This is a genomic window from Paraflavitalea sp., assembly GCF_059502485.1.
This window is the reverse complement of record NZ_JCACET010000011.1, coordinates 930,273-954,125: the sequence shown is the minus strand read 5'-3', so window position 1 is coordinate 954,125 and position 23,853 is coordinate 930,273. Positions and strand designations below refer to the sequence as shown.

At 46.3% G+C, this 23,853-nt stretch carries 21 protein-coding genes; 10 read left to right on the top strand and 11 right to left on the bottom strand.

The window, feature by feature from the left end:
- The first annotated feature begins 11 nt into the window (after nucleotides 1–11).
- From metK to rlmB, 3 genes are all read left to right on the top strand, one after another.
- A complete protein-coding gene (gene metK / locus AC5JBY_RS31610; protein WP_495908704.1) occupies nucleotides 12–1,265 on the top strand; it encodes a methionine adenosyltransferase in 1,254 nt (417 codons plus the stop codon).
- A gap of 68 nt (nucleotides 1,266–1,333) precedes the next feature.
- The gene (locus tag AC5JBY_RS31605; RefSeq protein WP_495908703.1) at nucleotides 1,334–1,894 is read left to right on the top strand and encodes an NUDIX domain-containing protein; all 561 of its coding nucleotides are present in this window, start codon (nucleotides 1,334–1,336) and stop codon (nucleotides 1,892–1,894) included.
- Nucleotides 1,878–2,639, top strand: coding sequence for a 23S rRNA (guanosine(2251)-2'-O)-methyltransferase RlmB (rlmB, locus tag AC5JBY_RS31600; RefSeq protein WP_495908702.1), 762 nt, complete (start codon nucleotides 1,878–1,880; stop codon nucleotides 2,637–2,639). Before AC5JBY_RS31605 ends, rlmB begins: the two co-directional genes overlap by 17 nt.
- Nucleotides 2,640–2,644: 5 nt before the next feature.
- On the opposite strand, the gene AC5JBY_RS31595 is transcribed toward rlmB, so the two are convergent.
- The 6 genes from AC5JBY_RS31595 to AC5JBY_RS31570 all read right to left on the bottom strand — a co-directional run bounded on the left by AC5JBY_RS31595 (nucleotide 2,645) and on the right by AC5JBY_RS31570 (nucleotide 7,621).
- Nucleotides 2,645–3,430: a DUF1444 family protein gene (locus tag AC5JBY_RS31595; protein WP_495908701.1), complete on the bottom strand. Its 786-nt coding sequence runs from the start codon at nucleotides 3,428–3,430 to the stop codon at nucleotides 2,645–2,647.
- A gap of 243 nt (nucleotides 3,431–3,673) precedes the next feature.
- On the bottom strand, nucleotides 3,674–5,299 hold the full coding sequence (locus AC5JBY_RS31590; RefSeq protein WP_495908700.1) for an amidohydrolase: 1,626 nt from the start codon (nucleotides 5,297–5,299) through the stop codon (nucleotides 3,674–3,676).
- Between the two features lie 113 nt (nucleotides 5,300–5,412).
- Nucleotides 5,413–6,072 carry a toxin-antitoxin system YwqK family antitoxin gene (locus AC5JBY_RS31585; protein ID WP_495908699.1) on the bottom strand — a complete coding sequence of 220 codons (660 nt, stop codon included), beginning with the start codon at nucleotides 6,070–6,072 and terminating at the stop codon, nucleotides 5,413–5,415.
- Between the two features lie 21 nt (nucleotides 6,073–6,093).
- Nucleotides 6,094–6,534: a GAF domain-containing protein gene (locus AC5JBY_RS31580; protein WP_495908698.1), complete on the bottom strand. Its 441-nt coding sequence runs from the start codon at nucleotides 6,532–6,534 to the stop codon at nucleotides 6,094–6,096.
- Nucleotides 6,535–6,566: 32 nt separating this feature from the next.
- The gene (locus AC5JBY_RS31575; protein WP_495908697.1) at nucleotides 6,567–6,965 is read right to left on the bottom strand and encodes a hypothetical protein; all 399 of its coding nucleotides are present in this window, start codon (nucleotides 6,963–6,965) and stop codon (nucleotides 6,567–6,569) included.
- Nucleotides 6,966–7,039: 74 nt separating this feature from the next.
- Nucleotides 7,040–7,621, bottom strand: a complete 582-nt coding sequence (locus AC5JBY_RS31570; protein WP_495908696.1) for a hypothetical protein — start codon at nucleotides 7,619–7,621, stop codon at nucleotides 7,040–7,042.
- A 142-nt stretch (nucleotides 7,622–7,763) separates the two neighbouring features.
- On the opposite strand from AC5JBY_RS31570, the gene AC5JBY_RS31565 reads away from it, so the two are divergent.
- Nucleotides 7,764–8,624: a hydroxymethylglutaryl-CoA lyase gene (locus AC5JBY_RS31565; protein WP_495908695.1), complete on the top strand. Its 861-nt coding sequence runs from the start codon at nucleotides 7,764–7,766 to the stop codon at nucleotides 8,622–8,624.
- 31 nt (nucleotides 8,625–8,655) lie between these two features.
- The gene (locus AC5JBY_RS31560; RefSeq protein ID WP_495908694.1) at nucleotides 8,656–9,684 is read left to right on the top strand and encodes a GSCFA domain-containing protein; all 1,029 of its coding nucleotides are present in this window, start codon (nucleotides 8,656–8,658) and stop codon (nucleotides 9,682–9,684) included.
- A gap of 77 nt (nucleotides 9,685–9,761) precedes the next feature.
- Here AC5JBY_RS31560 and AC5JBY_RS31555 read toward each other — a convergent pair whose 3' ends face one another.
- The 3 genes from AC5JBY_RS31555 to argS form a co-directional block, all read right to left on the bottom strand.
- The gene (locus AC5JBY_RS31555; protein WP_495908693.1) at nucleotides 9,762–10,814 is read right to left on the bottom strand and encodes a phosphotransferase enzyme family protein; all 1,053 of its coding nucleotides are present in this window, start codon (nucleotides 10,812–10,814) and stop codon (nucleotides 9,762–9,764) included.
- Between the two features lie 63 nt (nucleotides 10,815–10,877).
- The gene (locus AC5JBY_RS31550; RefSeq protein WP_495908692.1) at nucleotides 10,878–12,227 is read right to left on the bottom strand and encodes a Gfo/Idh/MocA family protein; all 1,350 of its coding nucleotides are present in this window, start codon (nucleotides 12,225–12,227) and stop codon (nucleotides 10,878–10,880) included.
- Between the two features lie 213 nt (nucleotides 12,228–12,440).
- Nucleotides 12,441–14,339: an arginine--tRNA ligase gene (gene argS / locus AC5JBY_RS31545; protein WP_495908691.1), complete on the bottom strand. Its 1,899-nt coding sequence runs from the start codon at nucleotides 14,337–14,339 to the stop codon at nucleotides 12,441–12,443.
- A gap of 344 nt (nucleotides 14,340–14,683) precedes the next feature.
- Between argS and AC5JBY_RS31540 the strand changes: the two genes are divergently transcribed.
- Complete coding sequence (locus AC5JBY_RS31540; protein WP_495908690.1) at nucleotides 14,684–15,223, top strand: GtrA family protein; 540 nt, start codon at nucleotides 14,684–14,686, stop codon at nucleotides 15,221–15,223.
- Nucleotides 15,224–15,235: 12 nt separating this feature from the next.
- Here AC5JBY_RS31540 and AC5JBY_RS31535 read toward each other — a convergent pair whose 3' ends face one another.
- A complete protein-coding gene (locus AC5JBY_RS31535) occupies nucleotides 15,236–15,697 on the bottom strand; it encodes a VOC family protein (RefSeq protein WP_495908689.1) in 462 nt (153 codons plus the stop codon).
- A gap of 161 nt (nucleotides 15,698–15,858) precedes the next feature.
- Between AC5JBY_RS31535 and AC5JBY_RS31530 the strand changes: the two genes are divergently transcribed.
- The gene (locus AC5JBY_RS31530; RefSeq protein WP_495908688.1) at nucleotides 15,859–16,275 is read left to right on the top strand and encodes a helix-turn-helix transcriptional regulator; all 417 of its coding nucleotides are present in this window, start codon (nucleotides 15,859–15,861) and stop codon (nucleotides 16,273–16,275) included.
- On the opposite strand, the gene AC5JBY_RS31525 is transcribed toward AC5JBY_RS31530, so the two are convergent.
- Entirely contained in the window at nucleotides 16,276–16,947 is a 672-nt protein-coding gene (locus tag AC5JBY_RS31525) for a YdeI/OmpD-associated family protein (RefSeq protein WP_495908687.1), read from the bottom strand.
- 482 nt (nucleotides 16,948–17,429) lie between these two features.
- Between AC5JBY_RS31525 and dnaK the strand changes: the two genes are divergently transcribed.
- The 3 genes from dnaK (at nucleotide 17,430) to AC5JBY_RS31510 (ending at nucleotide 23,851) form a co-directional block, all read left to right on the top strand.
- Nucleotides 17,430–19,340 (top strand): molecular chaperone DnaK, encoded by a 1,911-nt coding sequence (gene dnaK, locus AC5JBY_RS31520; RefSeq protein ID WP_495908686.1) that lies wholly within the window; start codon nucleotides 17,430–17,432, stop codon nucleotides 19,338–19,340.
- 756 nt (nucleotides 19,341–20,096) lie between these two features.
- Nucleotides 20,097–21,317, top strand: a complete 1,221-nt coding sequence (locus AC5JBY_RS31515) for an acetyltransferase domain-containing protein (RefSeq protein WP_495908685.1) — start codon at nucleotides 20,097–20,099, stop codon at nucleotides 21,315–21,317.
- 155 nt (nucleotides 21,318–21,472) lie between these two features.
- Nucleotides 21,473–23,851: an ABC transporter permease gene (locus tag AC5JBY_RS31510; protein ID WP_495908684.1), complete on the top strand. Its 2,379-nt coding sequence runs from the start codon at nucleotides 21,473–21,475 to the stop codon at nucleotides 23,849–23,851.
- The last annotated feature ends 2 nt before the right edge of the window (nucleotides 23,852–23,853 follow it).

Below are 23,853 nucleotides of genomic sequence, written 5' to 3'. Positions count from 1 at the left end.
ATCAAACAATCATGCCGTATTTATTTACATCGGAGAGTGTGTCGGAAGGGCATCCCGATAAAGTAGCCGATCAGATCTCTGATGCGCTTATCGATAACTTCCTCGCATTTGATCCTCAGTCTAAAGTAGCCTGCGAAACGTTGGTAACTACCGGACAGGTAGTACTGGCTGGTGAGGTTAAGTCTGGCGCTTACCTGGATGTTCAGGAGATTGCCCGGGCTGTGATCCGCAAAATTGGTTACACCAAGAGCGAGTACATGTTCGAAGCAAGCTCTTGTGGCGTATTGTCTGCTATCCATGAACAATCAGCTGATATTAACCAGGGTGTTGATCGTAAGAAGAAAGAAGAGCAAGGCGCTGGCGACCAGGGTATGATGTTTGGTTATGCCACCAATGAAACAGAGGATTACATGCCCCTGGCATTGGACCTGGCTCACAAGCTGCTGCTTGAGTTGGCTGTTTTGAGAAGGGAAGGAAAACAGATCAAGTACCTGCGTCCTGATGCAAAGAGCCAGGTAACCCTGGAATACGATGACAACAACAAGCCTGTGCGCATTGATGCCATCGTAATCTCTACTCAGCACGATGACTTCGCTGCTGAAACCAAGATGCTGGACCAGATCAAGAAAGATGTGGTAAACATCCTGATCCCCCGCGTTAAAGCTAAATACAAGAAATACGCTCACCTGTTCAATAACAAGATCAAGTATCACATCAACCCCACTGGTAAATTCGTGATCGGTGGACCACACGGTGATACAGGTCTTACAGGCCGTAAGATCATCGTAGACACCTACGGTGGTAAAGGTGCACACGGTGGTGGTGCCTTCAGCGGTAAAGATCCTTCCAAGGTTGACCGCTCTGCAGCCTACGCTACCCGTCACATTGCCAAGAACCTCGTTGCTGCCGGTATCTGCGAAGAAGTACTGGTACAGGTTTCTTACGCAATCGGTGTGGCACAACCAATGGGTATCTACATCAATACCTACGGTACTGCCAAGGTTAACATGAACGACGGTGAGATATCTAAGATCGTTTCTGAAGTATTCGATATGCGTCCTTACTTCATCGAGCAGCGCCTGAAATTGCGCAACCCGATCTACAGTGAGACTGCTGCTTATGGACACATGGGCCGCAAACCTGAAGTAGTGGAAAAGACATTTACTTCACCAGATGGCAAAACAATTAAGAAGAAAGTGGAGCTGTTTACCTGGGAGAAGCTGGACTATGTAGCTAAGGTTAAAAAGGCATTTAGTTCCAAATAGTTGCTGAAAAAAACAGAAGGGCTCCCGACTTAAGTCGGGAGCTTTTTTATTTTATCTATTTTCGCCCCATGAATGAACACCATAATCCCTGGCAGGTAAAAGGAGAAAAGAAGATCTACGACAACCCCTGGATTGGCGTCACGGAATACGATGTGATCAATCCTTCAGGGGGAAAAGGGATATATGGTAAAGTACATTTCAAAGGGCTGGCTATTGGCGCCTTTCCATTGGATGAGCAACTGAACACCTGGCTGGTAGGGCAGTACCGCTTTACGATCAACCAGTATAGCTGGGAAATACCAGAGGGAGGCGGAGCGCTGGATGTGGAGCCAGTACTGTCGGCCCAAAGAGAATTACTGGAAGAAACAGGCCTGGTAGCTAAAAGCTGGACGAAGCTCATGGAGATGCATTTGTCCAACTCTGTGTCCGATGAGCATGCGATCATCTATCTTGCACGGGAATTGAGCCAGGAAACAGCCTGCCCCGAAGAAACTGAACAATTGCAGGTGCGTAAAGTGCCGTTTGAAGAAGCTTACCGCATGGTAGAGCAGGGACAGATCACCGACTCCATGTCGGTAGCAGCCATTTTAAAAGTAAAACTGATGTTAGCCGATGGACGGATATCATAAGAAACCAGGCATTAAGAAATCCTCCCTGATCATTGGGCGGCAACCGATCATTGAAGCCATTCAATCAGGTCGTCCTATCGATAAGATATTATTCCAGCGCAACGTGGCTGGTGACTCTATTGGCACCATCCGCCAGCTTGCACGTGATAACAACATTCCTATACAGCAGGTGCCCCCCGAGAAGCTGCATGCCCTTACCAAAGCAAATCACCAGGGCTGTATTGCCATTGCCGGGCTGGTCCAGTACCTCGACCTGCAACAGGTGATAGACCATGTAGTAGGCGCCGGTGAAACTCCCTTGTTTATTATGCTGGACGGGGTGACCGATGTACGCAACATCGGCGCTATTGCCCGCACGGCAGTATGCTGCGGCGCACAGGCGCTTATAATTCCTGATAAAGGAGTAGGCGCGTTGAATGAAGAAGCCATGAAGTCATCGGCTGGCGCACTTGAAAAAGTGCATGTATGCCGCGTCGGTAGCCTCATGAAAGCAGTAGATACCCTACATCTCAATGGCATCAAAGTATATGCTTCAGAAATGACAGCCACCAAGATGGTATTTGAACTGCCTTATACTGAACCCTGCTGCGCCATCATGGGCAGCGAGGACAAAGGCGTGTTCCCGGGCTTACTGAAGATCTGCGATGATGTATTCAAAATACCCATGGCAGGTGATTTCGAATCACTCAATGTTTCAGTAGCTGCAGGTATCATACTCTATGAGGCTATGAAGCAGCGATTGTAATACGCTTAATCAAACCTTTCAAACTTCTTTCCTGTCCATTTAAACAGATGGTCTGATATCGTATAGTTGCCTGTCTTGTAAGATTGGGCAACAAACTCTTTTAGCTTAGCGATCCCCGCTTTATCATTGCTGCCTGTTATCAGAAGTAGATCCCTGGAGGGGACGGCCATTACAAAGTCGCCTTTTACGGGGAAGTATTCCCTGTTCCAAAGTCCGGGTGGCAGAATAAGGCTGGCTTCGTAGTTGCCTCCGGCCGTTACCATATATACACCGTCTCCACCATGGATCTTGGCGTTTGATAGCACTTTGTCAAGGTTCCGTATAGCAATAGACCTCAATGAGTCTTTGGAAATGTTTAGTTTTTTAAAGTTTTCATCAGTCAGGTAGCGCATACTGCTCTCTGTGTCCTGTACATAAGTAATCAATAACTCACTGTTGTATTTTTCTGAAACAAGGGGAGCGGGTTTTTCTTGTTCTTTCTCTGTGATGCTCTTACTTACTTCTTCGAGGTAATTGGCAGGCTTGATCACAGGAATAATCTCTGCTGTATTAATCCCTTTGTTTTCGAACTTGAAGAGGTCTGCGGTGGAAGCAAGGTATCTCCGGAAGATGCTTTGTATAGAATCGGGCTCTGTCTCATAGGCAACATAGATATTATCAATGAAATGCTTGAACCCGATGCTGTCTCTCATAGCTGTAATGGAAAGGTCGCTATTCAGCTCGAATTTGAAAGTGGGATATACTTTGCTTAAAGTATCCATGTATACTTTTGCAAATTCTTCTTTCGACATTGCGGAAGGCCTGGAATTACAACTCAGGATCAATAAAAAGGATAGGACGGTTAATAAAGGGCGCATATTGGTTAGGGGTTGCTTTTATCCCCTTAAAATATCACTTACTTTTCATTTTTGCAAGTGGGCTTAACACCTCCTCCTAAAACCTGCTCCTGATCCTGCTCTGTTGGCTGCTATCTAAATAGCTGATAGGGATGCATGTCAGGTTGAATGAATTCATGCCTGACATGCATGGTTAGGTTAAAAAGCTTTCTTCTCTACCTGCGGATACTGAATACCCAATTGTTCCAGGTAGGTTTTATACTTTGAAGGATCGTAATAGTATTTCTTCAACAGCGGTTTGAACTGGTCCATGGTCTTCTTGTTCAGGTGTGTGGCGGGTGGGGTGGTAGCCTCCACAAAAGGAATGTACTTCACTTCTTTGGTTTGCACATTTTTGTAGTAATCCCACGCATCGGTAATTGATTTTGGATTGGTAAGCATATCCAACAGCGTAGCGGCAATTACTTTACTGCCTGCCAGTACGCCTTTATGGGCAATTGGAGTAGCCATGGAGATGGCGTCTACCCAACTATGTCCGGGTGTGCCGGGAATATTGGAAGGATAGCGGAATACAACGGTAGGTACATTCCAGGCAATGTCGGCAATATCATCACTACCGCCACCGGAAGAGAATTGAACTGGGCCGTTGAGTGTGTCCAGCTTCATGGCAAGTCCGTCGATGGGTTCACCACGTTGGGTTTTCTTGGGAGCGCCAGACATTTTCTGTACAGCTCTTGCCAGCCGCTGATCAGCTGAATCCCAGGTGGGCAGGCCAACAGTTTGTATGTTCTTATATACCAACTCTGCAATAGGTTTATTGAAATGCCCTGGCCAGGCGGTGCCTAATAATTTATGGGATACAGTAGTGCCTGTCATGGCGGCTACCGATTTGGCATACAGTATAGCGTCATCGTACATCGCTTTGATGTCCTCATAAGTCCTTTCCCGCAGGTAATACCACACTGATGCTTTGGAAGGCACTACGTTGGGCTGATCGCCACCATCGGTGATCACATAGTGCGAGCGTTGTGTAGGCTTCAGGTGTTCTCTTTTAAAGTTCCAGGCAATGTCCATCAACTCTACAGCATCGAGCGCGCTCTTACCACGCCAGGGTTGCCCTGCTGCGTGTGCAGCATTTCCTTCAAACTTAAACTCTACAGATACGAGGCCATTATTGCCGGCGTCGCCCCAGGAGACACCCATGTTGCTGCCTACGTGTGTAAAGAGGCAAGCGTCTACATTTTTGAAATAGCCATCGCGGATATACCAGGCTTTGGAACCAACTACTTCTTCAGCCACCCCGGGCCAGATGATCAGGGTGCCGGGCAACTTCTCCCGCTCCATGATCTTCTTTACTTCAATCGCCGATAGGATCACGAGTGGTAATCCGGAATTATGTCCTTCACCATGACCGGGCGCATCTTCCACAATGGGCTCTTTATAAGCAACGCCTGGTTTTTGTGAGGCCTTGGGAATACAATCTACATCACTGCCCAGCGCGATCACCGGTTTGCCATTACCCCATTTCGCCATCCAGGCAGTGGGTATGCCTGCAATTCCTTTTTCGATGGTAAAGCCATTCTTTTGGAGGATGCCGGTGAGGTAGGCTGCGCTCTCTTCTTCCTGGAAACCCAGTTCGGAAAAGCTGAACACCATGTCTACCATTTCCTGGGCCGTCTTATACTTCCCGTCTAATGACTTGATCGTTTCCTTTTTCCAGGTCTCCACTTTGGGATTGGGTGCAGTCGGGGCATTTTGTGCGCAGAGTGTACCGGATAAGATCAAGGCAGTAAGACACAAGGTTATTAGTCTTGAATAAAACATAGTTAGTGTTGATTTGAGTAATGTAAACCGGGCTTCGGTACCTTCCGGTTGGCAGGTACAGGCAAGTAATGGTTGATGAGATGTCCAAGATAAGAAAAAAGGAGGTCAGGTCTTTACTTTTGTTTGGAGTACCTGGTACGTCTGATAACCCTGCCTTCCTGATCATATGTTATCCATACCCCCGTCTTCTTAGGTATTAAAACGGTGAAGCTATAATACATCGGAGGATAGAATACATCGGTTTTTTGTGTTAACACAGTATCCGTTCCGCCCCAACTTAAAGTGTCGCTTGTAGCAAATCCTGTTTTATAATCTATCGGAGTCAGACGGCGGTAGAAAGATGAATCTGACTTCGATAAAGAGAAATAGCTTTCTGTCTTGAGTTGTCCATCGGGATAGTATTCCTTCCACGCACCTGTTTTGAAATACCGGTAATAATAGCCTGACCGTTTTAATTGGCCGGAAGGGTAGAATTCTTCAAGCTTACCGGTAGCAAATCGGCCATTATGTGGCAATATCCACGCAATCTGTCCACCGGGATAATAAGCTACAAATGAATCACAATTCTGAAGATAAACCGGATCTAACTTTTGCCGGCTGGAAAGTTTCCCGTCTCTATAAAATTGATAGAAGTTCCAATGCTTGTATGTAGAATCATAATGGCCATAACTTTTGATTACTCCGTTCTCATAAAAAGTAGAATCAACAATACGCTGGGCAAAGCCAACTGCAACACTCAGTAAAGCTATCAGCAAGGTGAAGAATGATTTCATGGTTGGTGCTTACCTGCTCATTTAGAAATTCCATAAAGTTTTTATCTGCTCTGCGCAGGCTTGCAGGAACGCAATATCTGCTTCGTGGAAGGCGTCTTTGGAATGGCTTTCTACATCGATGGTGCCTACTACTTCATTGGTGACGGGTGAAAATATAGGAATGATTATTTCTGATTGGGTTTTGTCGAAGGTAGTCAGGTAATCAGGGTCTTTGCTTACATCCTCTACTACAACCACCGCTTTATTGGCAACGGCTTTACCGTTCAATCCTTTGTTGCGTGGAAAAACAGGTACGGCAGGTGTTTCACCAGTAGATGCGATCATGCTGATGTGTTCTGCAGAAACATCGTACAATCCCACCCACACATATCCTTTCGACGCACTGATCAGTGTTGCAATACTCTGGGCTTTGGTGATACGGTCTGTGTCTGCTTGTAATATGTCGGTAAATGTGTTTTCCATGACATGAAGTTGTGATGCCTGAGGGAGTGGTTTTACTTGCTGAAGGATTGGTCTTGGATCTTAAACTCACCATCTGACAATGCTTTCAGCTTGAACTCATATTCGACCGTACCTCGCTCGTGAACCGCCGTGTAGGTGAGCTCAACTGTTTTACCATCATGGGTTGTATTATTGGTAGTCGTTTTAGTCAGGTTGATCTGTGTAATATTACCTACCTCATTGGACAGTTTTTCCATTACTGCAAACATCTTTGGAAACTGCTCTTCGGGAATAGCTGACTTTAGGTAAAAGGACTTTAAGCTATCATATTTTTTAGCCTTATAAAATGCCCAATACTTATCCATCATGGCGATGGGCTTTTTTGTATCGGGCAGGCTACAGCCAATAAACAGGGTTATACAGGCAATGAGAATATAGCTGTTTTTAAGCATGGATGTTTTTTAGGGTTGTACGCAGGTGTTTATGATCGTTACCGGTATGAATATAAGCATATTATGGCATATTTCTACTCTATCAAACGCTTGTCGGTGATCACATAGTATCCCAGGGCTCCTTCGGATACCGTTAGTGCAACTTTGTATTCATCCAGGATTTCAGTGCCACAGGGAAAGTTTATCCTGGTAGGTATATCATTCAGTGAAACGACTACATATGGGTACCTGCATTTACGTTTCCTTTTATTGACGTATTCCTTTTTCAGTAGTGTGGGGATTACTTGCTTTTCATCTTCACTTTTGAAGTAGTAGTTAATGGCATTAACTGCAAAGAAAGGCACTGGCACGCCTGCCATGATCCCAAGGAAGAGCGTCAATGATATATACCAGCTCAGCCCCCATTCGTGCCGGAATCTACGCCATAGCCAGGCAATAATTGTAACAGCAATGGATGCACCTGCAAGTGCTGTGAGCCATAGTATGCGGTTAGGTATAAATGTATCTTCAGCCAGCTTGACTCCCCAAATAAAAAGAAGAATTCCGGCTATTAGAATGCCGTAAGCCAGATTCGTCTGGTACTTATCGTCTTCATTTGAGGTGAAGCTTTGGTTCCTTGCGGGGCCTTGTCGTTTCCGCTTGCTTTTCTTTCCCAAGGGGTTAAGGTTGTTTACAAATCTATTAGTGGTCTTCCGGTTCAATTCGTTACAGGGTATTGAAAATATCGTTTTTTGCCTGGATGGGCAAGGGGAGGGCCATTACCGCAGGATTATTACCTTTGCTCCCCAATACGCTATTATGAACCAACCGGTAAAACTGATAGAATGTCCCCGGGATGCCATGCAGGGCTGGAAGCATTTTATTCCTACTCCGCAAAAGGTGGAGTATCTCAACGCCCTGTTGCAGGTAGGATTCGATACTTTGGATTGTGGAAGTTTTGTATCTCCCAAAGCCATTCCGCAGATGGCTGATACCGCAGCGGTGATCCCCCAACTGGACCTTTCCGGCTCGAAGACGAAACTGCTGACCATTATTGCGAATGAACGGGGTGCGGCGGATGCGGTGGTGTTTGACCAGATATCCTATCTCGGGTTTCCTTTCTCGGTGTCCGAAACATTTCAGCAACGTAATACCAATAGCTCCATCGAGGAATCACTGGAAAGGGTGGAGGAGATACAGAATCTTTGTATCAAGACGGGCAAGCAATTGGTGGTTTATATTTCCATGGGCTTCGGCAATCCTTATGGCGATCCTTATTCGCCTGAGATCGTGTTTGAATGGGTCGATAAAATGGTGGCGATGGATATTGGCATTATTTCTTTGGCGGATACGGTAGGGGTGGCTACGCCGGAGCAAGTGGGCTCAATAACCAGGTACCTGGTCGACACCTTGCCCGATACGGAGATTGGCGTGCACCTTCATTCTACTCCTTTCAATCAACAGGCCAAGCTGGAGGCAGCGGTACAGGCAGGCTGCGGCCGCTTCGACGGCGCTTTAAAAGGTATTGGCGGTTGTCCCATGGCCGATGACGAGCTGGTGGGTAATATGAATACGGAATGGATGATCCCTTATTTTGAACAACAGGGTTTGTTGCCTGTGCTTAATAAGGAAGCCCTGCAACGTTGCAGCGTGCTGGCCGATAAAATATTTATTAGTTAGTTTCTATTGACGACTTTCAATTCTCTGCTTCATGGATTTCATGTTAGATATAAATATTCCCGCTCCGCCTGTTACGATCAATTACCGCGAGCCTATCATGCTTACGGGTTCCTGTTTTACGGAGCATATCGGTAATAGCCTGCAGGAACTGAAGTTCAGTGTGCTGCAAAACCCCAATGGTATTCTTTTCGATCCGGCCAGCGTGGCGGCCAGTCTTGTATCTTACGTGCAGAACAAGCAATATACTGCTGATGATCTTTTTTACCTCAATGAGGTATGGCAAAGCTGGCAACACCATAGCCGCTTCTCTCATATCGATCAGCAAAAGGTGATACAACACATCAATGCTTCGCAGCAGCGGGCTCATGAGTTTCTGAAGAAGGCCAAATGGCTCATCATCACGTTGGGCAGCTCCTTTTCTTACCGGTTAACGGACCAGGCACCTGCTGTTACACATGTGGGCGTAAATACTTTTTCCACCGTAGGTAGTAAAGATGAAGCGGTAGCCAACTGCCACCGGGCGCCCGGTCAGTGGTTTCGCAAGCACCTGATGACGATCGAGGAGACTAATAGTGTGCTGGATAATAGTCTGTACCAGGTATTCAAATTCAATCCCGACTTACGGGTGATTTTTACAGTAAGCCCGGTGCGTCATATACGGGACGGCGTAGTAGACAATAACCGCAGCAAGGCGCGTTTAATGGAAGTGGTGCATCACCTGGTTAACAAGTTCGACAGACTGTATTATTTCCCGGCTTATGAGCTGGTGATCGATGTGTTGCGTGATTACCGGTATTATGATGTAGATATGGTGCATCCCAATTACCCGGCTACCAGTTTTGTGTTGGAAAAGTTCATGAAGCATTATACAGATGCGGAGGCCCAGCAACTTGCTGGCGAAGTACAGAAGATCGTTATTGCCCGCAAGCACAAGGCTTTTCATCCAGATACGCAAGCGCACAAGAGATTCTTAAAAGCCCACCTTGATAAAGCAAAGGAGTTGCAGGAAAAGCATTCATTCCTGAATTTACAGGAAGAGATCGAGTACTTTGGAAAGTAATACGGAATTGGGCTAAAGCCCGGAAAACTTTTGATTGTTGTGATCCCGGCCCTAAAGGGCCGGGCAATTGTTGCAGCTTATAATACGCTTACAAATTCTTCTAATTTCTCCAGTAAGATCAGTTGATTGAGTGCCCGGTTCAGGTTTTGTTCCGGATAGTCTATTTTGTAATACACATCATTGTTGAGGAAGTCGGTAACAAAGCGGAGTGATTGCATGTACACCATCATCAGTCCGGCTTTGTGAATGTTTTCTTTCTCGACAGGCGTGAAGTTATCACCAATACCGTCGAGGTAGCCGGCAATGATGGCTTTGTAGAAATCTGCATTGATAGCAATCTCTTCCCACTGTGTGCTGTTCTCATCCTGTGTGGCGCTCATGCTACGGATCATATCGCCTACATCAGAAAAGTAGAGGCCAGGCATCACCGTGTCAAGGTCTACCGGGCACAAGGCCTGGTGGCTAACAGTGTCCAATAAGATATTGCTCAGCTTACAGTCGTGGTGCATTACCCTTGTGTGGTAATCTGCCGGGTGTTGTTGTATAAATTCGTAAAAATCTACCAGCTTTTTGCGCTGTCGCAGCTCGGCTATTACGTGTGTAGACTTTAGCAGTCTTCCTATGGCAGCCTGACTTACTGCTTGCTCAAACTGGGCGTAGCGTAAGGCGAGGTCGTGGAAATGGGGTATGATGATTTTTAACCGGGTAGTATCTATGGCATTCAGTGAGCGCGTGAAATGACCAAAGCACTGGGCTGTTTTGTATACTTCTGCTGTCGTTTGGGGAATGGTTTGTGTATAGGACCCTCTCACAAAACTGGTAGCCCGCCAGAAAGAGCCTTGTCCATCTTCCCAAAACCATTGTCCTGCAAGCGTAGGAACCAGGGGCGCTATGTATAACCCATTATGGGCGGCGATGCTTTCATACACCAGGCGATAGTTATGGATAATGTTTTCCGGCTGCTTGAACATGTGGCGGTTGATGCTTTGGAGCACGATGGAGCCATTGCCATTGGCGCCAATAAAATCCACTTTATAGGTATGATGGATCAATCCATTGCCCAGTTTGTTGATCACTGGTTGCCCATGTCCAAATTGCCGGGCCGCCGCTTCTAATATAGTATCATTCATAAGTGATGCCTGTACGTAAATCAAATCTTTCCTTTCAACTGGCAAGCTTTTCATCGTTCCTGACTAATACTGGTCGTCCAAAGCAAAATCGTTCTTCCGGTACATCCATTGTCCGCTGCTGAAGTCGGGGAATTCAACTGTTTCATTACCCAGCTCGATGCTCATTTCACTGAGAGGTGTAATGGCGCTCCAGGCGGCTGCATCGTATACGTCCATGGGGGTAGCTGTTTTGCGTTTGATGGATTCAACGAATGCGTGCAGTACAAAGAAGTCCATGCCGCCGTGACCAGCGCCTTCAGTTTCTTTGCTCCAACGCTTCCACAAGGGGTGATCATATTTGTCCAGGTAGCTTTTGGCTTCTTCCCACGCGTGTGCTTTAGGGCTTACACCTTCGATGTAGATAGACTTGTTTACGTCCATCCACAGGCCTTTTGTGCCTTGTACCCTGAACCCTAAGGAGTAGGGGCGGGGCAGGTTGGTATCGTGTTGCAGGAGTACTGTTTCTCCGTTGGCACAACGGATCATCGTTGTCACCACATCACCCAGTTTAAATTCTACCTTGGCGTTGGGGTGTTGTTCTCCGCCTTTCTTTACGATATAGTCATGCAATCCTCTTGCTTTTGTAGAGAAGCTGGATAGTGACACAAACCGGTTGCCGCGATTGATATCGATCATAGTGGCTACTGGTCCGATGCCGTGGGTGGGGTAGAGGTCGCCATTGCGGTGCACAGAGTGGTTGGTGCGCCACTTCGCTTCTGAGAAGCCTTTGTCGCCAAACTCCACACCACCGCCGTAAGGGTCTTTTCCGTTGTTGAACTTTACTTCGCGCAGGTCGTGCTGGTAGCCTCCCTGCAGGTGAATGAGTTCTCCAAACAATCCCTGGCGTACCATGTTCAGCACAGCCATTACATCGCGGCGGTAGCAAACGTTTTCCAGCATCATCACTTGTGCATGGTGTTTTTCTGCTGCTTTTACTACGTCCCAATGGTCCTGGAGGGTAATGCCGAGCATCACTTCTGTGCCTATATATTTAATACCTGCTTCGAGGGCGCCAAGGATCATGGGGGCATGCAATTCCCAGGGTGTGGCGATCAGCACGCCATCCAGGTCTTTCAACTCTACGAGCTTTTTCCAGGCGTTCACATCTCCTTTGAATATTTTGGGGGCGGGCTTGCCGCTTTTCTTAATGAGGTCTGCTGTCATTTGCAGCATGCGTTCGTCGACATCGCAAATAGCGGTTACTTCCACATCGCTGCGGCGCAAGGCGTTGTCGAGGTGGTTCTGTCCGCGCATTCCTACGCCGATAATACCCAAACGCACTTTTTGTTGTTGTGCAAATAACTGGCTGGCGGGCAGGATGGCAAATCCGGCAGTGGCGAGGCCGGCATTTCTTACGAACGTTCTGCGATTCATGCTGATTTTTTTGGTGTGCATTAGTCCATAAGGCCTGGCCTTCATGGACAGGCGGCAAAGTAGAGAAAATTGCCGAAATGCAGGCCCATAGGGCAAAATCTTGCGCAATCGTATGCAGCGCGGACGAATGATATACCTCAACCCCATTAATAAAAAAGCCTTCAGGATCAAGCGTCCTGAAGGCTAACAAATTGTTATCAATTGTACTGGTTATTACATACGCTCCGGAACCCTGATGCCCAGGATCTGCATGCCTGAGGCAATGATGTTGACTGTGATCTGTACTATTTGTAACCGTAGTTGTTTTTTCTCATTCGATTCTGCATTAACGATAGAGTGCTCTGAATAGAATGAGTTGAACGTTTGCGCCAGTTTAAATATGTAGCTGGCAATAACTGATGGATTGTGTTCTACTCCAGCTTGTTCAAGAATGGCAGGGTATTGCTCTGCCAATGTGATTACTGCTTTTTCCAGTGGGAACAGGTCTTTGCTCACGGCCGTCTTGTCGCCGCTATTGTTAGCAGCTTCTTTGCGCAGGATCGATTTGATACGGGCGTGTGTGTATTGAATGAACGGTCCGGTGAAGCCATGGAAGTCGATAGACTCTTCCGGATTAAATACCATTCTCTTTTTGGGATCTACGCGCAGCAGGAAGAATTTCAATGCGCCGAGGCCAATGGTATCGTATAAGGAAGCCAGCTCGTTTTCATTGAAGTCTTTTACCTTGCCCAGCTCTTCTGTTTTCTGTTGGGCTATCTGTACCATGCCATCCACGAGATCGTCGGCATCTACTACTGTTCCTTCGCGGCTTTTCATTTTACCTGTTGGCAGTTCCACCATACCATAGCTCAGGTGATAAATGCCATCGGCTGCAGGCAATCCCAGCTTTTGTGCAATTAGTTTCAGTACTTTGAAGTGGTAGTTCTGCTCGTCGCCTACTACATAGATGCTTTGGTCGCACTTGTATTCTTCGTATTTGAAAACAGCGAGACCGATATCCTGTGTTATATATACAGACGTGCCATCTCTGCGGCGTACGATCTTTTGGTCCAGTCCATCTGCTGTAAGGTCGATCCACACGCTGCCATCTTCTTTTTGGAAGAAGACGCCTTTCTTCAATCCTTCTTCCACGAGGTCTTTTCCCAGCAGATAGGTGTCGCTTTCGTAATAGGTTTTATCGAAATCGCTGCCAATGCGTTTGTAGGTTGCATCGAAACCAGCATACACCCAACTGTTCATCTCTTTCCAAAGGGCCATTGTTGCCGGATCACCTTGTTCCCATTTCAGCAACATTTCCCGCACCTCTTTCATGACGGGGGTGTTGTTCCTTACGATCTCCCTGATCTCTTCGTTGATCTCGCTTGTTTTTTCGGCATTGCCTGCCAGCTGAGGAAGCTTATTCAGGAACAATTGTAATTTATCCTGGTCTTCTTTGGAAAAGCCTTCGAGGTCGCCGGCCATTACTTTTGTCAGTATGGGTGCAGTTTGTGCTTTCAGTTCGTTCTCAAACTTTACGTAGTAATCTCCCACTAGGTGATCGCCTTTGGTGTGGGTGCTTGCCGGCGTAGCGCCGTTGCCAAATTTCTGCCAGGCCAGCATGGACTTGCAGATATGAACGCCGCGGTCATTGACGATACAGGTTTTGATGACCTCATAGCCATTGGCTTTGTAAATTTCTGCAATGCTCCATCCCAGGAAGTTGTTGCGCAGGTGTCCGAGGTGGAGTGGTTTGTTGGTGTTGGGGGAGGAGTACTCCACCATTACCCGCTGACCGTGTTTGGGTTTATGTCCGTAGCTGGTATCGTTGTGATTATCCTGCAGGAACTGAAGCCAGTATGCTTCTGACAGGGTAAGGTTCAGAAAGCCTTTGATCACATTGTATTTTGTAAACAGGCTGTTGTCGGCCGCTACCAGTTTCTCGCCCAGTTCTTTGCCTAATGCTTCGGGGCTCTTTTTGAGGTTTTTTACCAGGGCAAAGAGCACCACGGTATAATCGCCTTCAAACTCCGGCTTGGTTTCTGTGATCTGGAGTGTGGATGGTTCTATATGTATTTGAAATAATGCTTCTATTTCTTTGCTTACTACCGATTGTATTGCCTGAACAACTGCCATTTTTCGATTTTGTGGCTGCAAAGGTACTGAATACAAAATTCAGAATTAAGAATCAAGAGAGTGTAGCCCCCAAAGGGGCGGAAGGCATTAAATCAAAAAGCTGCCCTTCTCAGAACAGCCTTTTGCAGATTTAGGGGTTAAACAACAAGTTCAGAATCAAATATGTGATTTTTTAAGTGATTAATTGTCAAGGTGACTTTTTATTGATCGCCGTCAAAGTATTGCTACGTAACTGACTTAGGGTCTATGCTTTATGAGTATTTGTTATATGATGGGCCGGCATAACACTAATTTGATATAAGATGGTGTTTTGCCCATGGGTGGTAGTAGTAATTGATTTACTTTTGCACCGCAAGAAAATACTGATGCTCAAGGATTCCATAACTGGCTTAATCGACTTTTTCTATCCGCCCTTCCGTAAGTACATGAACCTGCAGACGTTCCGGTATGCGGTATGTGGTGGCGGCAACACTTTACTGGATATTTTTCTCTACTGGTTGTCTTTTCACTATATATTTCACCAGGCTGATATACATGTGCCCATTTTCGGGGCGATCAGCGCCAAGATCGCGGCTTTTCTTTTTGCTTTTGCGATCAGCTTCCCCACAGGTTATTTACTGAACAAGAATATTGTATTTCCCGGCTCTTCTTTGCACGGGCGTGTGCAGTTGTTCCGCTATTTTGTGCTGGTGGTCATTTGTATCACATTAAATTATGTGTGTATTACTTTGTTCGTGGACGAGTTCGGTATTTACCCCACCGTTGCCAAGGCGCTTACCACCATTATTGTGGTCTCCTTCAGTTACCTCACACAAAAGAAGTTCACTTTCAAAATAGAAAATGCCGAAGAAAAATCTTCGGCAACTCCTACGGATAATAAATAATCGTGGCTATACTTAATGTTCTTTGGGCTGGGTCATGCTGAACCAGTTGCCTACACTATCGGTGATGATGCATTCTATGCCATAGAACTGTTCTTTGGGTTCTGATTTAAACACTACTCCTTTTGCTTTTAGCTCTTCGTAGGTTGCCCGGCAGTCAGGTGTATGGAAAACGCCTGCGCCCATTACTCCGCGTTCCAGCAGTAAATTGATGGCTTTTAGTGCGTCTTCATCAAGTCCTACTACCGGCATTATGATGATCTCCAGATCGGGCTGATCGGGTGGATTGAGGGTGAGCCAGCGATAGCCACCGCCACCATGTTCGGCGTCTTTGGGTTCTTCCTGTCCATCTTCGCAGGCGGTGTTGCCCATCATTACATCGGTATTCACTTTGAAGCCGAGTTTATTTACATAAAAGTCGTAAGCTTTTTCCTGGTCCTGCACAAACAGGGTAGTGTGTGACATTTTGGTTATCATATCGTTTTTATTTATTAATCCAAATCTATTGAATGGGCCGATAACGGCTTTATTGAATCTTGCTTTTTAGGGAAATGGGAGGTCTGAGTCCGGAAATAGAAGGTACGAAGTGGGCCGGAAGGCTGGATTATTGTATTATATTTGAAGTAAGAACATCCCGAATGGAACTTACTACTGATGTATATGAAAGGATAGTGGCGGCTAAGTTGTTCATGGACGAGAATTACCATGAGCCGATCAATCTCGATGGCATATCGGGGCAGGCCTGCTTTTCCCGGTTCCATTTCCACCGGTTGTTCAGTCGTATCTACCGTAAAACACCGCATCAATATCTTACGCGCAAAAGGCTTGACAAGGCACAGGAGCTGTTATCGCAAAATAAGGCGGTGACAGATGTCTGTAATGAAGTTGGTTTTGAAAGTATCGGCTCTTTCAGTGTATTGTTTAAAAAGGAAGTAGGCATCGGGCCGCAGCATTACCGTAATATGCAACTGATGAAAAAGCAGCAGGCTAAAGTGCAGCCTAAAACTTTCATTCCGCATTGTTTTATTCAAAGCTATAACCTCGATAAGAAATAGTTAGTGATTGGAGGGGTTCTTCCATCCTTTCAATAGTTTCTCCAGGGTGCCCTGAATCCTGTTGGCCCTTGTTTCTTCTTTTTTAGCAGTGATGATCCATTCTACGTATTCGCGCCGGTGGCTGAAGGCGAGTGCTTCAAATGCGGTGGCAGCCTTCTTGTTTTTGGAAAAGGCCTTTGCCAGGTCTTCGGGCAGGCGGATGGTCTTTGTTTTGGAATCTGCGTACTGGAATATGAGGCGTTCTTCTTTGTTGGCTGCTTTCTTCTCGTCGGCCGATGTTTTCATCCGGAATGCAAAGGATGACCAGGTGTCATTAAAGGATATCAGGTTTAGCCACTGGAAATCTGTTTTCAGCAGCATTTCCCAGCCTTTATCGCGGTTGAGGTCGGTTTGCAGTCCAGATGTTCCTTTGGGATAATAGGTCCAGCAGGTTACGGGCTCTTTCTCCGAGCTTTTTGCTGCCAACAGTTTCATCACTTTGGGCATGTCTTTTTCCATTTGGGCCTGGTTGAGGACGAACCAGTGGATTTGCTGATATTCCTTCCCGGTGCTGGTGATGGTCACGTCGTCGGGCAGGGGTGACAATATTGCTTCAAAATCGCGGGGTGCGTTGATGGTGAGCAGGGTGTAGCCTTCTTTGATCTTCAGTTTTCCGGCAAGGGTGGCAGCCATATTAACTATTTTAAGGGGAAGTTACGGAAAGGCTGTCAGGTGGGTTTCTTTGATCTTGCTTTTTGGCTGTAAAAAACGTAAATTGAGTGACCCGGTGAAAAGTTAATAAGTTGATAGGTTGATAAGGGTTTATATGTTGACATGTTGATAGGTTAATAAGGATAAAACGGGCTTTATTTTTATAATATGCTGACTTACTTTGGTTTATACGCGTTCTGCAAACACCCTAAAAGGCGTAACCCCCGCCGGTACTGCATTTGAGTCTCCTTCTCTTGCTATTGTCTTGCAATTACCTTGCTATCATCTTGCCTCTGTCTTGCCTTCAGATAACTTGAGGGGGAAGGCAGCCCGGGAGCATCTTTTAAGTATCTCCGGCTGACCTATTCTACAAGTTCCCATTTGGCAGACTGCCATTTTTGCATTTCCGGCCCTCACGGCATAACCTTTGATAACCATAGGAGAACATTAAATTCAACACAACTATGGGAAAGATAATAGGAATTGACCTGGGCACAACCAATAGCTGCGTGGCAGTTATGGAAGGTAATGAGCCTGTGGTTATAGCTAATGATGAAGGACGCCGTACTACCCCGTCTGTAGTGGCTTTCCTGAAAAACGGAGAGCGTAAGGTGGGTGATCCGGCCAAGCGTCAGGCTATTACAAATCCCCATAATACGATCATGAGTGTGAAGCGTTTTATGGGTCGCCGGTTCGATGAAGTGACCGAAGAGATCAGCCATTGGAGTTATAAAGTGGCAAAAGGTGACAATAATACCGTACGTATTGACATAGACGGTCGTTTGTATACCCCGCAGGAAATCTCGGCTATGGTGCTGCAGAAAATGAAGAAGACTGCCGAAGATTACCTCGGTCAGGATGTAACTGATGCCGTAATTACCGTTCCGGCTTATTTTAACGACGCTCAGCGTCAGGCTACCAAAGAAGCCGGTGAAATTGCCGGTCTCAATGTTCGCCGTATTGTGAACGAGCCTACTGCTGCTGCCCTCGCTTATGGCCTGGACAAAGGCAAGCACGATCAGAAGATCGCCGTATTTGACCTTGGTGGTGGTACGTTCGATATCTCTGTTCTGGAGCTGGGCGATGGTGTATTTGAAGTAAAGTCTACTAATGGTGATACGCACCTTGGTGGTGACGACTTCGATAAGGTGATCATGGACTGGCTGGCTGAGGAGTTCAAGAAGGATGAATCTATCGATCTCCGTAAAGACCCGATGGCTTTACAACGTTTGAAGGAAGCTGCTGAAAAAGCAAAAGTAGAGTTGTCTTCTTCCAGCGAAACTGAGATCAACCTGCCTTATATCACGGCTGTTGACGGTGTTCCCAAACACTTAGTGAAGAAGCTGACACGTGCCAAGTTTGAACAACTGGCTGACAGGTTATTCGAGCGTTGCCTGAAACCTTGCGAGCAAGCGCTGAAGGATGCTGGATTGAGCACTTCTCAAATCGACGAAGTGATCCTGGTGGGTGGTTCTACCCGTATTCCCAAAGTACAGGAGATCGTTGAGAAGTTCTTCGGTAAGAAACCCAACAGGGGTGTGAATCCCGATGAGGTGGTAGCCGTAGGTGCTGCTATCCAGGGTGCGGTATTGACCGGTGAAGTGAAGGATGTGTTGTTGCTCGACGTAACACCGCTTTCTCTCGGTATCGAAACAATGGGTGGTGTAATGACTCGCCTCATTGATTCCAATACGACCATCCCTACCAAGAAGTCTGAAACTTTCTCTACTGCCAGCGATAACCAACCTGGTGTACAGATCCATGTACTGCAGGGTGAGCGTCCGATGGCCAACCAGAACAAGAGCCTCGGTATGTTCAATCTGAACGATATTCCGCCAGCTCCACGTGGTGTGCCTCAGATCGAAGTGATCTTCGATATCGATGCCAATGGTATCCTGCACGTTACTGCGAAGGACAAAGGCACTGGTAAGGAACAAAAGATCCGTGTAGAAGCGGGTAGTGGTTTGAGCAAGGATGAAGTGGAAAAGATGAAGGCTGAAGCCCGTGCGAATGAAGCTACCGACAAGGCAGCGCGTGAGAAGGTTGACAAGATCAACCAGGCTGACAGTCTGATCTTCCAAACTGAAAAGCAATTGAAAGACTTTGGTGATAAGATCCCTGCTGATAAGAAAGCTCCGATCGAAGGTGCACTGAACAAGCTGAAGGAAGCGCATAAATCACAAGACGTAGCAGCGATCGATACGGCTGTTGCTGAAATGAACAATGCATGGACTGCAGCTTCTGAAGAGATCTATAAGGCTCAGGCTGATGGTGCTCAAGGTGGTGCAGATCAAGCTGGTCCTAACGGTGGTGGCCAATCCAACGCCGGCGGCAGCGAAAATGTAACTGATGCTGAGTATGAAGAAGTGAAGTAATCTTCTGAGTCAGGATTTATTAAGTTAGAAAGATTAATTAGGATATAAGCCTCTCGCGTATGCGAGGGGCTTTTTTATTGGTAATATCACGAGTGATATGAGATAAGTCAAATCTTTTTTAGGTAGTAGTTGAGCGAAATGGGTTATTCGTTGATGTTATGACCGGTATTGGAGTTCTTTTTTCATAGGGAGAGTTGCTTTTCTGTTGTAATGAAGTAGTTTTTTGAGAGTACAAGAGTGTTTATTTTCTCCGCTTCGAGCTTTGACCATTGCCTTTCCACAGTAGGAATTAATAGGGAGAGATAATATTACACTATTGGGCTTACAAGAACCTGAATGTTTTTAGCTACCCGGAGGGGAGGTTCATTCAAAAAGCTACTAATGGCCGGTAGCTGTAACTGCCGGCTATTTTAACTGCTTGTTTTGTCAAGGGTTGATACCAGACATCCAGAAATCTGGATTATCTAACATTAAACGTTACAGCAATGAGAAGCAAGTTAATACTCATTAGTGTCGGTTTGAGGCGAGATTTCTTTCGCATGATAATTTTCACTACGAAGTACTGACTTTTAAAGCCCTCTGTTACAGCAGGGGGCTTTTTTGTTAGCATTGGTGGCGCTTGGGTAAAACAGCAAGATATGGGTTGGTGGATAGAATATGTTTCTGTATTGTGTATGTATTTTAGAATAAAATTCGGTTTGGTGTTGTTTTGTCAGATAAAATGTCTGTATCTTTAGTGGCGTAAAAAGTATAGCCATGCAAAGTATAGCCATTCCCGTGGCGGCGCCTCAAAGGGCCGCTGCAACTGCCCGTATTGCCTCCATCGATCTGTTGCGGGGCTTCATTATGATCATCATGGCGCTGGACCATGTTCGTGATTATTTCCATGCCGATGCGTTGGTCTATGACCCGCTCGATCTTTCCAAAACAAGTGTTGCGCTTTTCTTCACACGCTGGATCACGCACTATTGTGCGCCGATCTTTATGTTCCTGTCTGGTATTTCTGCTTTCCTCGTTGGTGAAAGGAAGTCTAAAAAAGAGTTATCGCTCTTTTTGTTGAAGCGGGGCATATGGCTCGTCTTCCTGGAGCTGACTGTTGTGCACTGGGCCTGGTATTTCAATTTTGTTGGCCAGGGTGTTGATCTTACCGTAATATGGGCACTGGGTCTTAGTATGATCGCGCTGGCCGTACTGATCTATTTACCCATGTGGGCCATCCTCTCTATTGGTATTGCCATGGTGGCGGGGCACAACCTGCTGGACGGCATTCATGTGCCGGGCAACACGCTGAAGGGGTTTGGATGGGCCTTGCTGCACGAGCAGCAGCCTTTTACCTACAATGGTTTCCTCATCCTCGTTGGCTATCCTATGATCCCCTGGATAGGTGTGATGGCGCTGGGCTATGGCCTGGGTCAGCTGTACAAGAAGGATTATCCGGCTGAGAAGCGTAAGCAATTATTACTGAGGCTTGGGTTCTCGCTGATAGGGCTGTTTATTGTTATCCGTTTTATCAACGTGTATGGTGATAGCCATGTGTGGAGTAAACAGTCTACGCCTATGTACACCGTGCTGTCATTTTTGAATACGGTGAAATATCCGCCTTCCTTGCTTTACCTGCTTATGACCATCGGGCCTGCGCTGTTGTTCTTGGCCTGGAGTGAAAGGGCAAACGGTTGGCTGAGTCAACGGGTTGGTATCATTGGCCGGGTGCCCTTGTTCTATTATATCCTGCATCTTTATTTGTTGCACCTGCTGGCCATGTTTGCCACCAGTTTTAGTGGTCATCAATGGGGTGACATGGTATTGGATAATGCGTTGTGGACAGGCCGGGTAGATCAACTGAAAGGTTATGGGTTCTCGCTCGGTGTTACCTGGCTGGTGTGGATTTTAGTGGTGGTATTGTTGTACCCGCTTTGTAAATGGTATGATCAATATAAGCGTTCGCACAAAGATCAGTGGTGGCTGAGTTATCTGTAAACTGGCTCAAATAGTTACACCTGCTGTATCGAAAGCGAACAGTGGGTGTAAAATGTATTGAGTATAAATCGTTGGGTATTAGTTAAGTGGATAAGGGCATTGTCTTTGGTACGGTTTGTACCGATAACTGCTTTTACCACTTAACTCCTGATCTTATGTTCTTACATCATTTTCGGTTTGCCTGGCGTAACCTGGTCAAAGACCGCCGGTTTGCCATTCTGAATCTTACCGGCCTTGCCACTGGCCTTGCCTGTGCTTTATTGATCTGGTTGTGGATTTCCGATGAGGTAGGGATGGACAAGTTCAATGAAAACGATCATCGTCTTTATCAGGTGATGCAGAATATGGAGGGTACTAATGGTATTCAAACCATCGAATATACTGCCGGGCTGCTGGGTAATGCACTGGCCGAAGAAATGCCTGAGGTTGAATATGCAGCTACTGTAATTCCCGCTTCATGGTTTTCAAGTCAGGGTATCATGACTGTGGGAGAGAGCAAGCTCAAAGCAAGAGGACAATTTATTAGTAAAGATTACTTCCGTATTTTTTCCTGCCACTTTTTATCGGGCGATAAGAATCAATTGTTGACCGACAAACAATCCATTGCTATTTCAGATGAACTGGCCATGAAGGTCTTTCATACTACCGATAATGTAGTAGGAAAGATCATCGAATGGGCACAGGGAGAGTTTAATGGATCTTATATTATTAAAGGTGTCTTTGCAAAGAACCCCGCTAATGTTTCCGATAAGTTTGATGTGTTGTTCAACTTCGACCTGTTTGTTGATAAACGGCCGGGTATGCGTAAATGGGGTAACAGTGACCCCAGCACATATGTGTTGTTGAAAGAGGGGGCTGATGTCAACCGGTTCAATGCGCGTATCCACGATTTTATGCTGGCAAAGGATAAGAGCGAAAAGAAAACATTGTTTGTAAGAAGGTTCTCTGATAAATATCTCTATGGCCAATATAGTAATGGTGTGCAGGCTGGTGGCAGGATCTCTTACGTGAAGTTGTTTGCTGCCATTGGTATTTTTGTGTTGCTGATCGCTTGTATCAACTTCATGAACCTGTCTACTGCACGTGCTTCCAAACGGACAAAGGAAGTGGGTATAAAGAAAGTGGTAGGCGCCAGCAGAGGTGCGCTCATTCTCCAGTACCTGGGTGAGTCAGTGTGTTTGAGTTTTATATCGTTGCTATTGGCATTGGTGCTGATCGTGCTGTTATTGCCTGCTTTCAATGCGCTTACCGGCAAATCGTTGGTACTTCAGTTTACGCAGCCTATTGTGTTGTCTGTTCTTGCTATTACGTTGTTTACTGGTTTGGTGGCTGGCACCTATCCGGCGTTGTATATTTCAGGCTTCAGGCCCGTGGCTGTGCTTAAAGGAAAGCTCAGTGCTTCTGCCGGTGAATTGTGGGTGCGTAAGGGGTTGGTGGTTTTTCAGTTCTCTCTTTCTGTGATGGCTATTGTGGCCGTGCTGATTATCTCTGCACAGATGAATTTTATACAATCAAAGAATCTTGGTTATAGCCGGGACAATGTGGTGGCTTTTGCTATTCCGCTTGAGGAAAGCCCGGAAAGTCTGCAGCGGGCATCAACGTTTGTCAATAAACTGAAGAATGTTTCCGGCGTGGTCAATGCAGCGTCTTATTATCATAATCTCAATGGTGATCATGGTGGTATTGGTGGCTTTCAATGGCCGGGTAAAGATCCTTCCAATGAGATCGATTTCGCGAACCTGGAAGTAGGACAGGGCTTCATGGAAACGATGGGTATTCAGATCGTGGCAGGCAAGGGTTTTTCTCCCAACGACAATGCCATGAAAGAAATCATTTTCAATGAGGAGGCGATCAAAAAGATGGGGCTGAAAGATCCCATTGGTAAAACGATCAAGTACTGGGACAGGGAACGTCGTATAGTAGGTATTGCGAAGGACTTCAACTTTGAAACGTTGTATCAGGGTATCAAGCCTTGCTTTTTCCAGGTATTCCCGGTGATGCCCAACGTGATCGTGAAGGTGAAAGCAGGTACTGAAAAGCAAACGCTGGCCACGTTGCAGCAGGAGTTTGCAGGTTTCTATAAAGGATTGGATTTCGACTACCGGTTTCTCGATGAGGAATACCGGGCTTTGTATGCTGCTGAATCAAGGGTGGCTACGCTGTCGAAGTATTTCACAGGGTTGATTATTTTGATCTCCTGTCTTGGATTGTTTGGCCTGGCTGCTTTTACGGCGCAAAGGAGGCAAAAGGAGATTGGTATTCGTAAAGTGGTGGGGGCTTCTGCCAGTCGTATTGTGATGATGCTGTCGAAGGATTTTGTGAAGCTTGTATTGATCGCTATTGTTATTGCTTGTCCGATTGTAGGGTGGGTGATGGATCAGTGGTTGCAGGCATTTGCTTACCGGATAGGGATCAGTCCTTTGGTTTTTGTGGCGGCTGGTGGTGTGGTTATCCTGATCACGTTGTTGACGATCAGTTTCCAGGCGCTGAAGGCGGCACTGGCCAATCCGGTGAATAGTTTACGGAGTGAATAGTC

Coding starts and splice junctions, on each gene's coding strand:
- metK (WP_495908704.1), top strand. CDS start 12: ATGCCGTATTTATTTACATCGGAGAGTGTGTCGGAAGGGCATCCCGAT.
- AC5JBY_RS31575 (WP_495908697.1), bottom strand. CDS start 6,965: ATGCTTAAAAACAGCTATATTCTCATTGCCTGTATAACCCTGTTTATT.
- AC5JBY_RS31515 (WP_495908685.1), top strand. CDS start 20,097: ATGCAAAGTATAGCCATTCCCGTGGCGGCGCCTCAAAGGGCCGCTGCA.
- AC5JBY_RS31565 (WP_495908695.1), top strand. CDS start 7,764: ATGAACCAACCGGTAAAACTGATAGAATGTCCCCGGGATGCCATGCAG.
- argS (WP_495908691.1), bottom strand. CDS start 14,339: ATGGCAGTTGTTCAGGCAATACAATCGGTAGTAAGCAAAGAAATAGAA.
- AC5JBY_RS31525 (WP_495908687.1), bottom strand. CDS start 16,947: ATGGCTGCCACCCTTGCCGGAAAACTGAAGATCAAAGAAGGCTACACC.
- rlmB (WP_495908702.1), top strand. CDS start 1,878: ATGGACGGATATCATAAGAAACCAGGCATTAAGAAATCCTCCCTGATC.
- dnaK (WP_495908686.1), top strand. CDS start 17,430: ATGGGAAAGATAATAGGAATTGACCTGGGCACAACCAATAGCTGCGTG.
- AC5JBY_RS31560 (WP_495908694.1), top strand. CDS start 8,656: ATGGATTTCATGTTAGATATAAATATTCCCGCTCCGCCTGTTACGATC.
- AC5JBY_RS31530 (WP_495908688.1), top strand. CDS start 15,859: ATGGAACTTACTACTGATGTATATGAAAGGATAGTGGCGGCTAAGTTG.
- AC5JBY_RS31550 (WP_495908692.1), bottom strand. CDS start 12,227: ATGAATCGCAGAACGTTCGTAAGAAATGCCGGCCTCGCCACTGCCGGA.
- AC5JBY_RS31585 (WP_495908699.1), bottom strand. CDS start 6,072: ATGAAATCATTCTTCACCTTGCTGATAGCTTTACTGAGTGTTGCAGTT.
- AC5JBY_RS31535 (WP_495908689.1), bottom strand. CDS start 15,697: ATGATAACCAAAATGTCACACACTACCCTGTTTGTGCAGGACCAGGAA.
- AC5JBY_RS31555 (WP_495908693.1), bottom strand. CDS start 10,814: ATGAATGATACTATATTAGAAGCGGCGGCCCGGCAATTTGGACATGGG.
- AC5JBY_RS31605 (WP_495908703.1), top strand. CDS start 1,334: ATGAATGAACACCATAATCCCTGGCAGGTAAAAGGAGAAAAGAAGATC.
- AC5JBY_RS31510 (WP_495908684.1), top strand. CDS start 21,473: ATGTTCTTACATCATTTTCGGTTTGCCTGGCGTAACCTGGTCAAAGAC.
- AC5JBY_RS31590 (WP_495908700.1), bottom strand. CDS start 5,299: ATGTTTTATTCAAGACTAATAACCTTGTGTCTTACTGCCTTGATCTTA.
- AC5JBY_RS31580 (WP_495908698.1), bottom strand. CDS start 6,534: ATGGAAAACACATTTACCGACATATTACAAGCAGACACAGACCGTATC.
- AC5JBY_RS31595 (WP_495908701.1), bottom strand. CDS start 3,430: ATGTCGAAAGAAGAATTTGCAAAAGTATACATGGATACTTTAAGCAAA.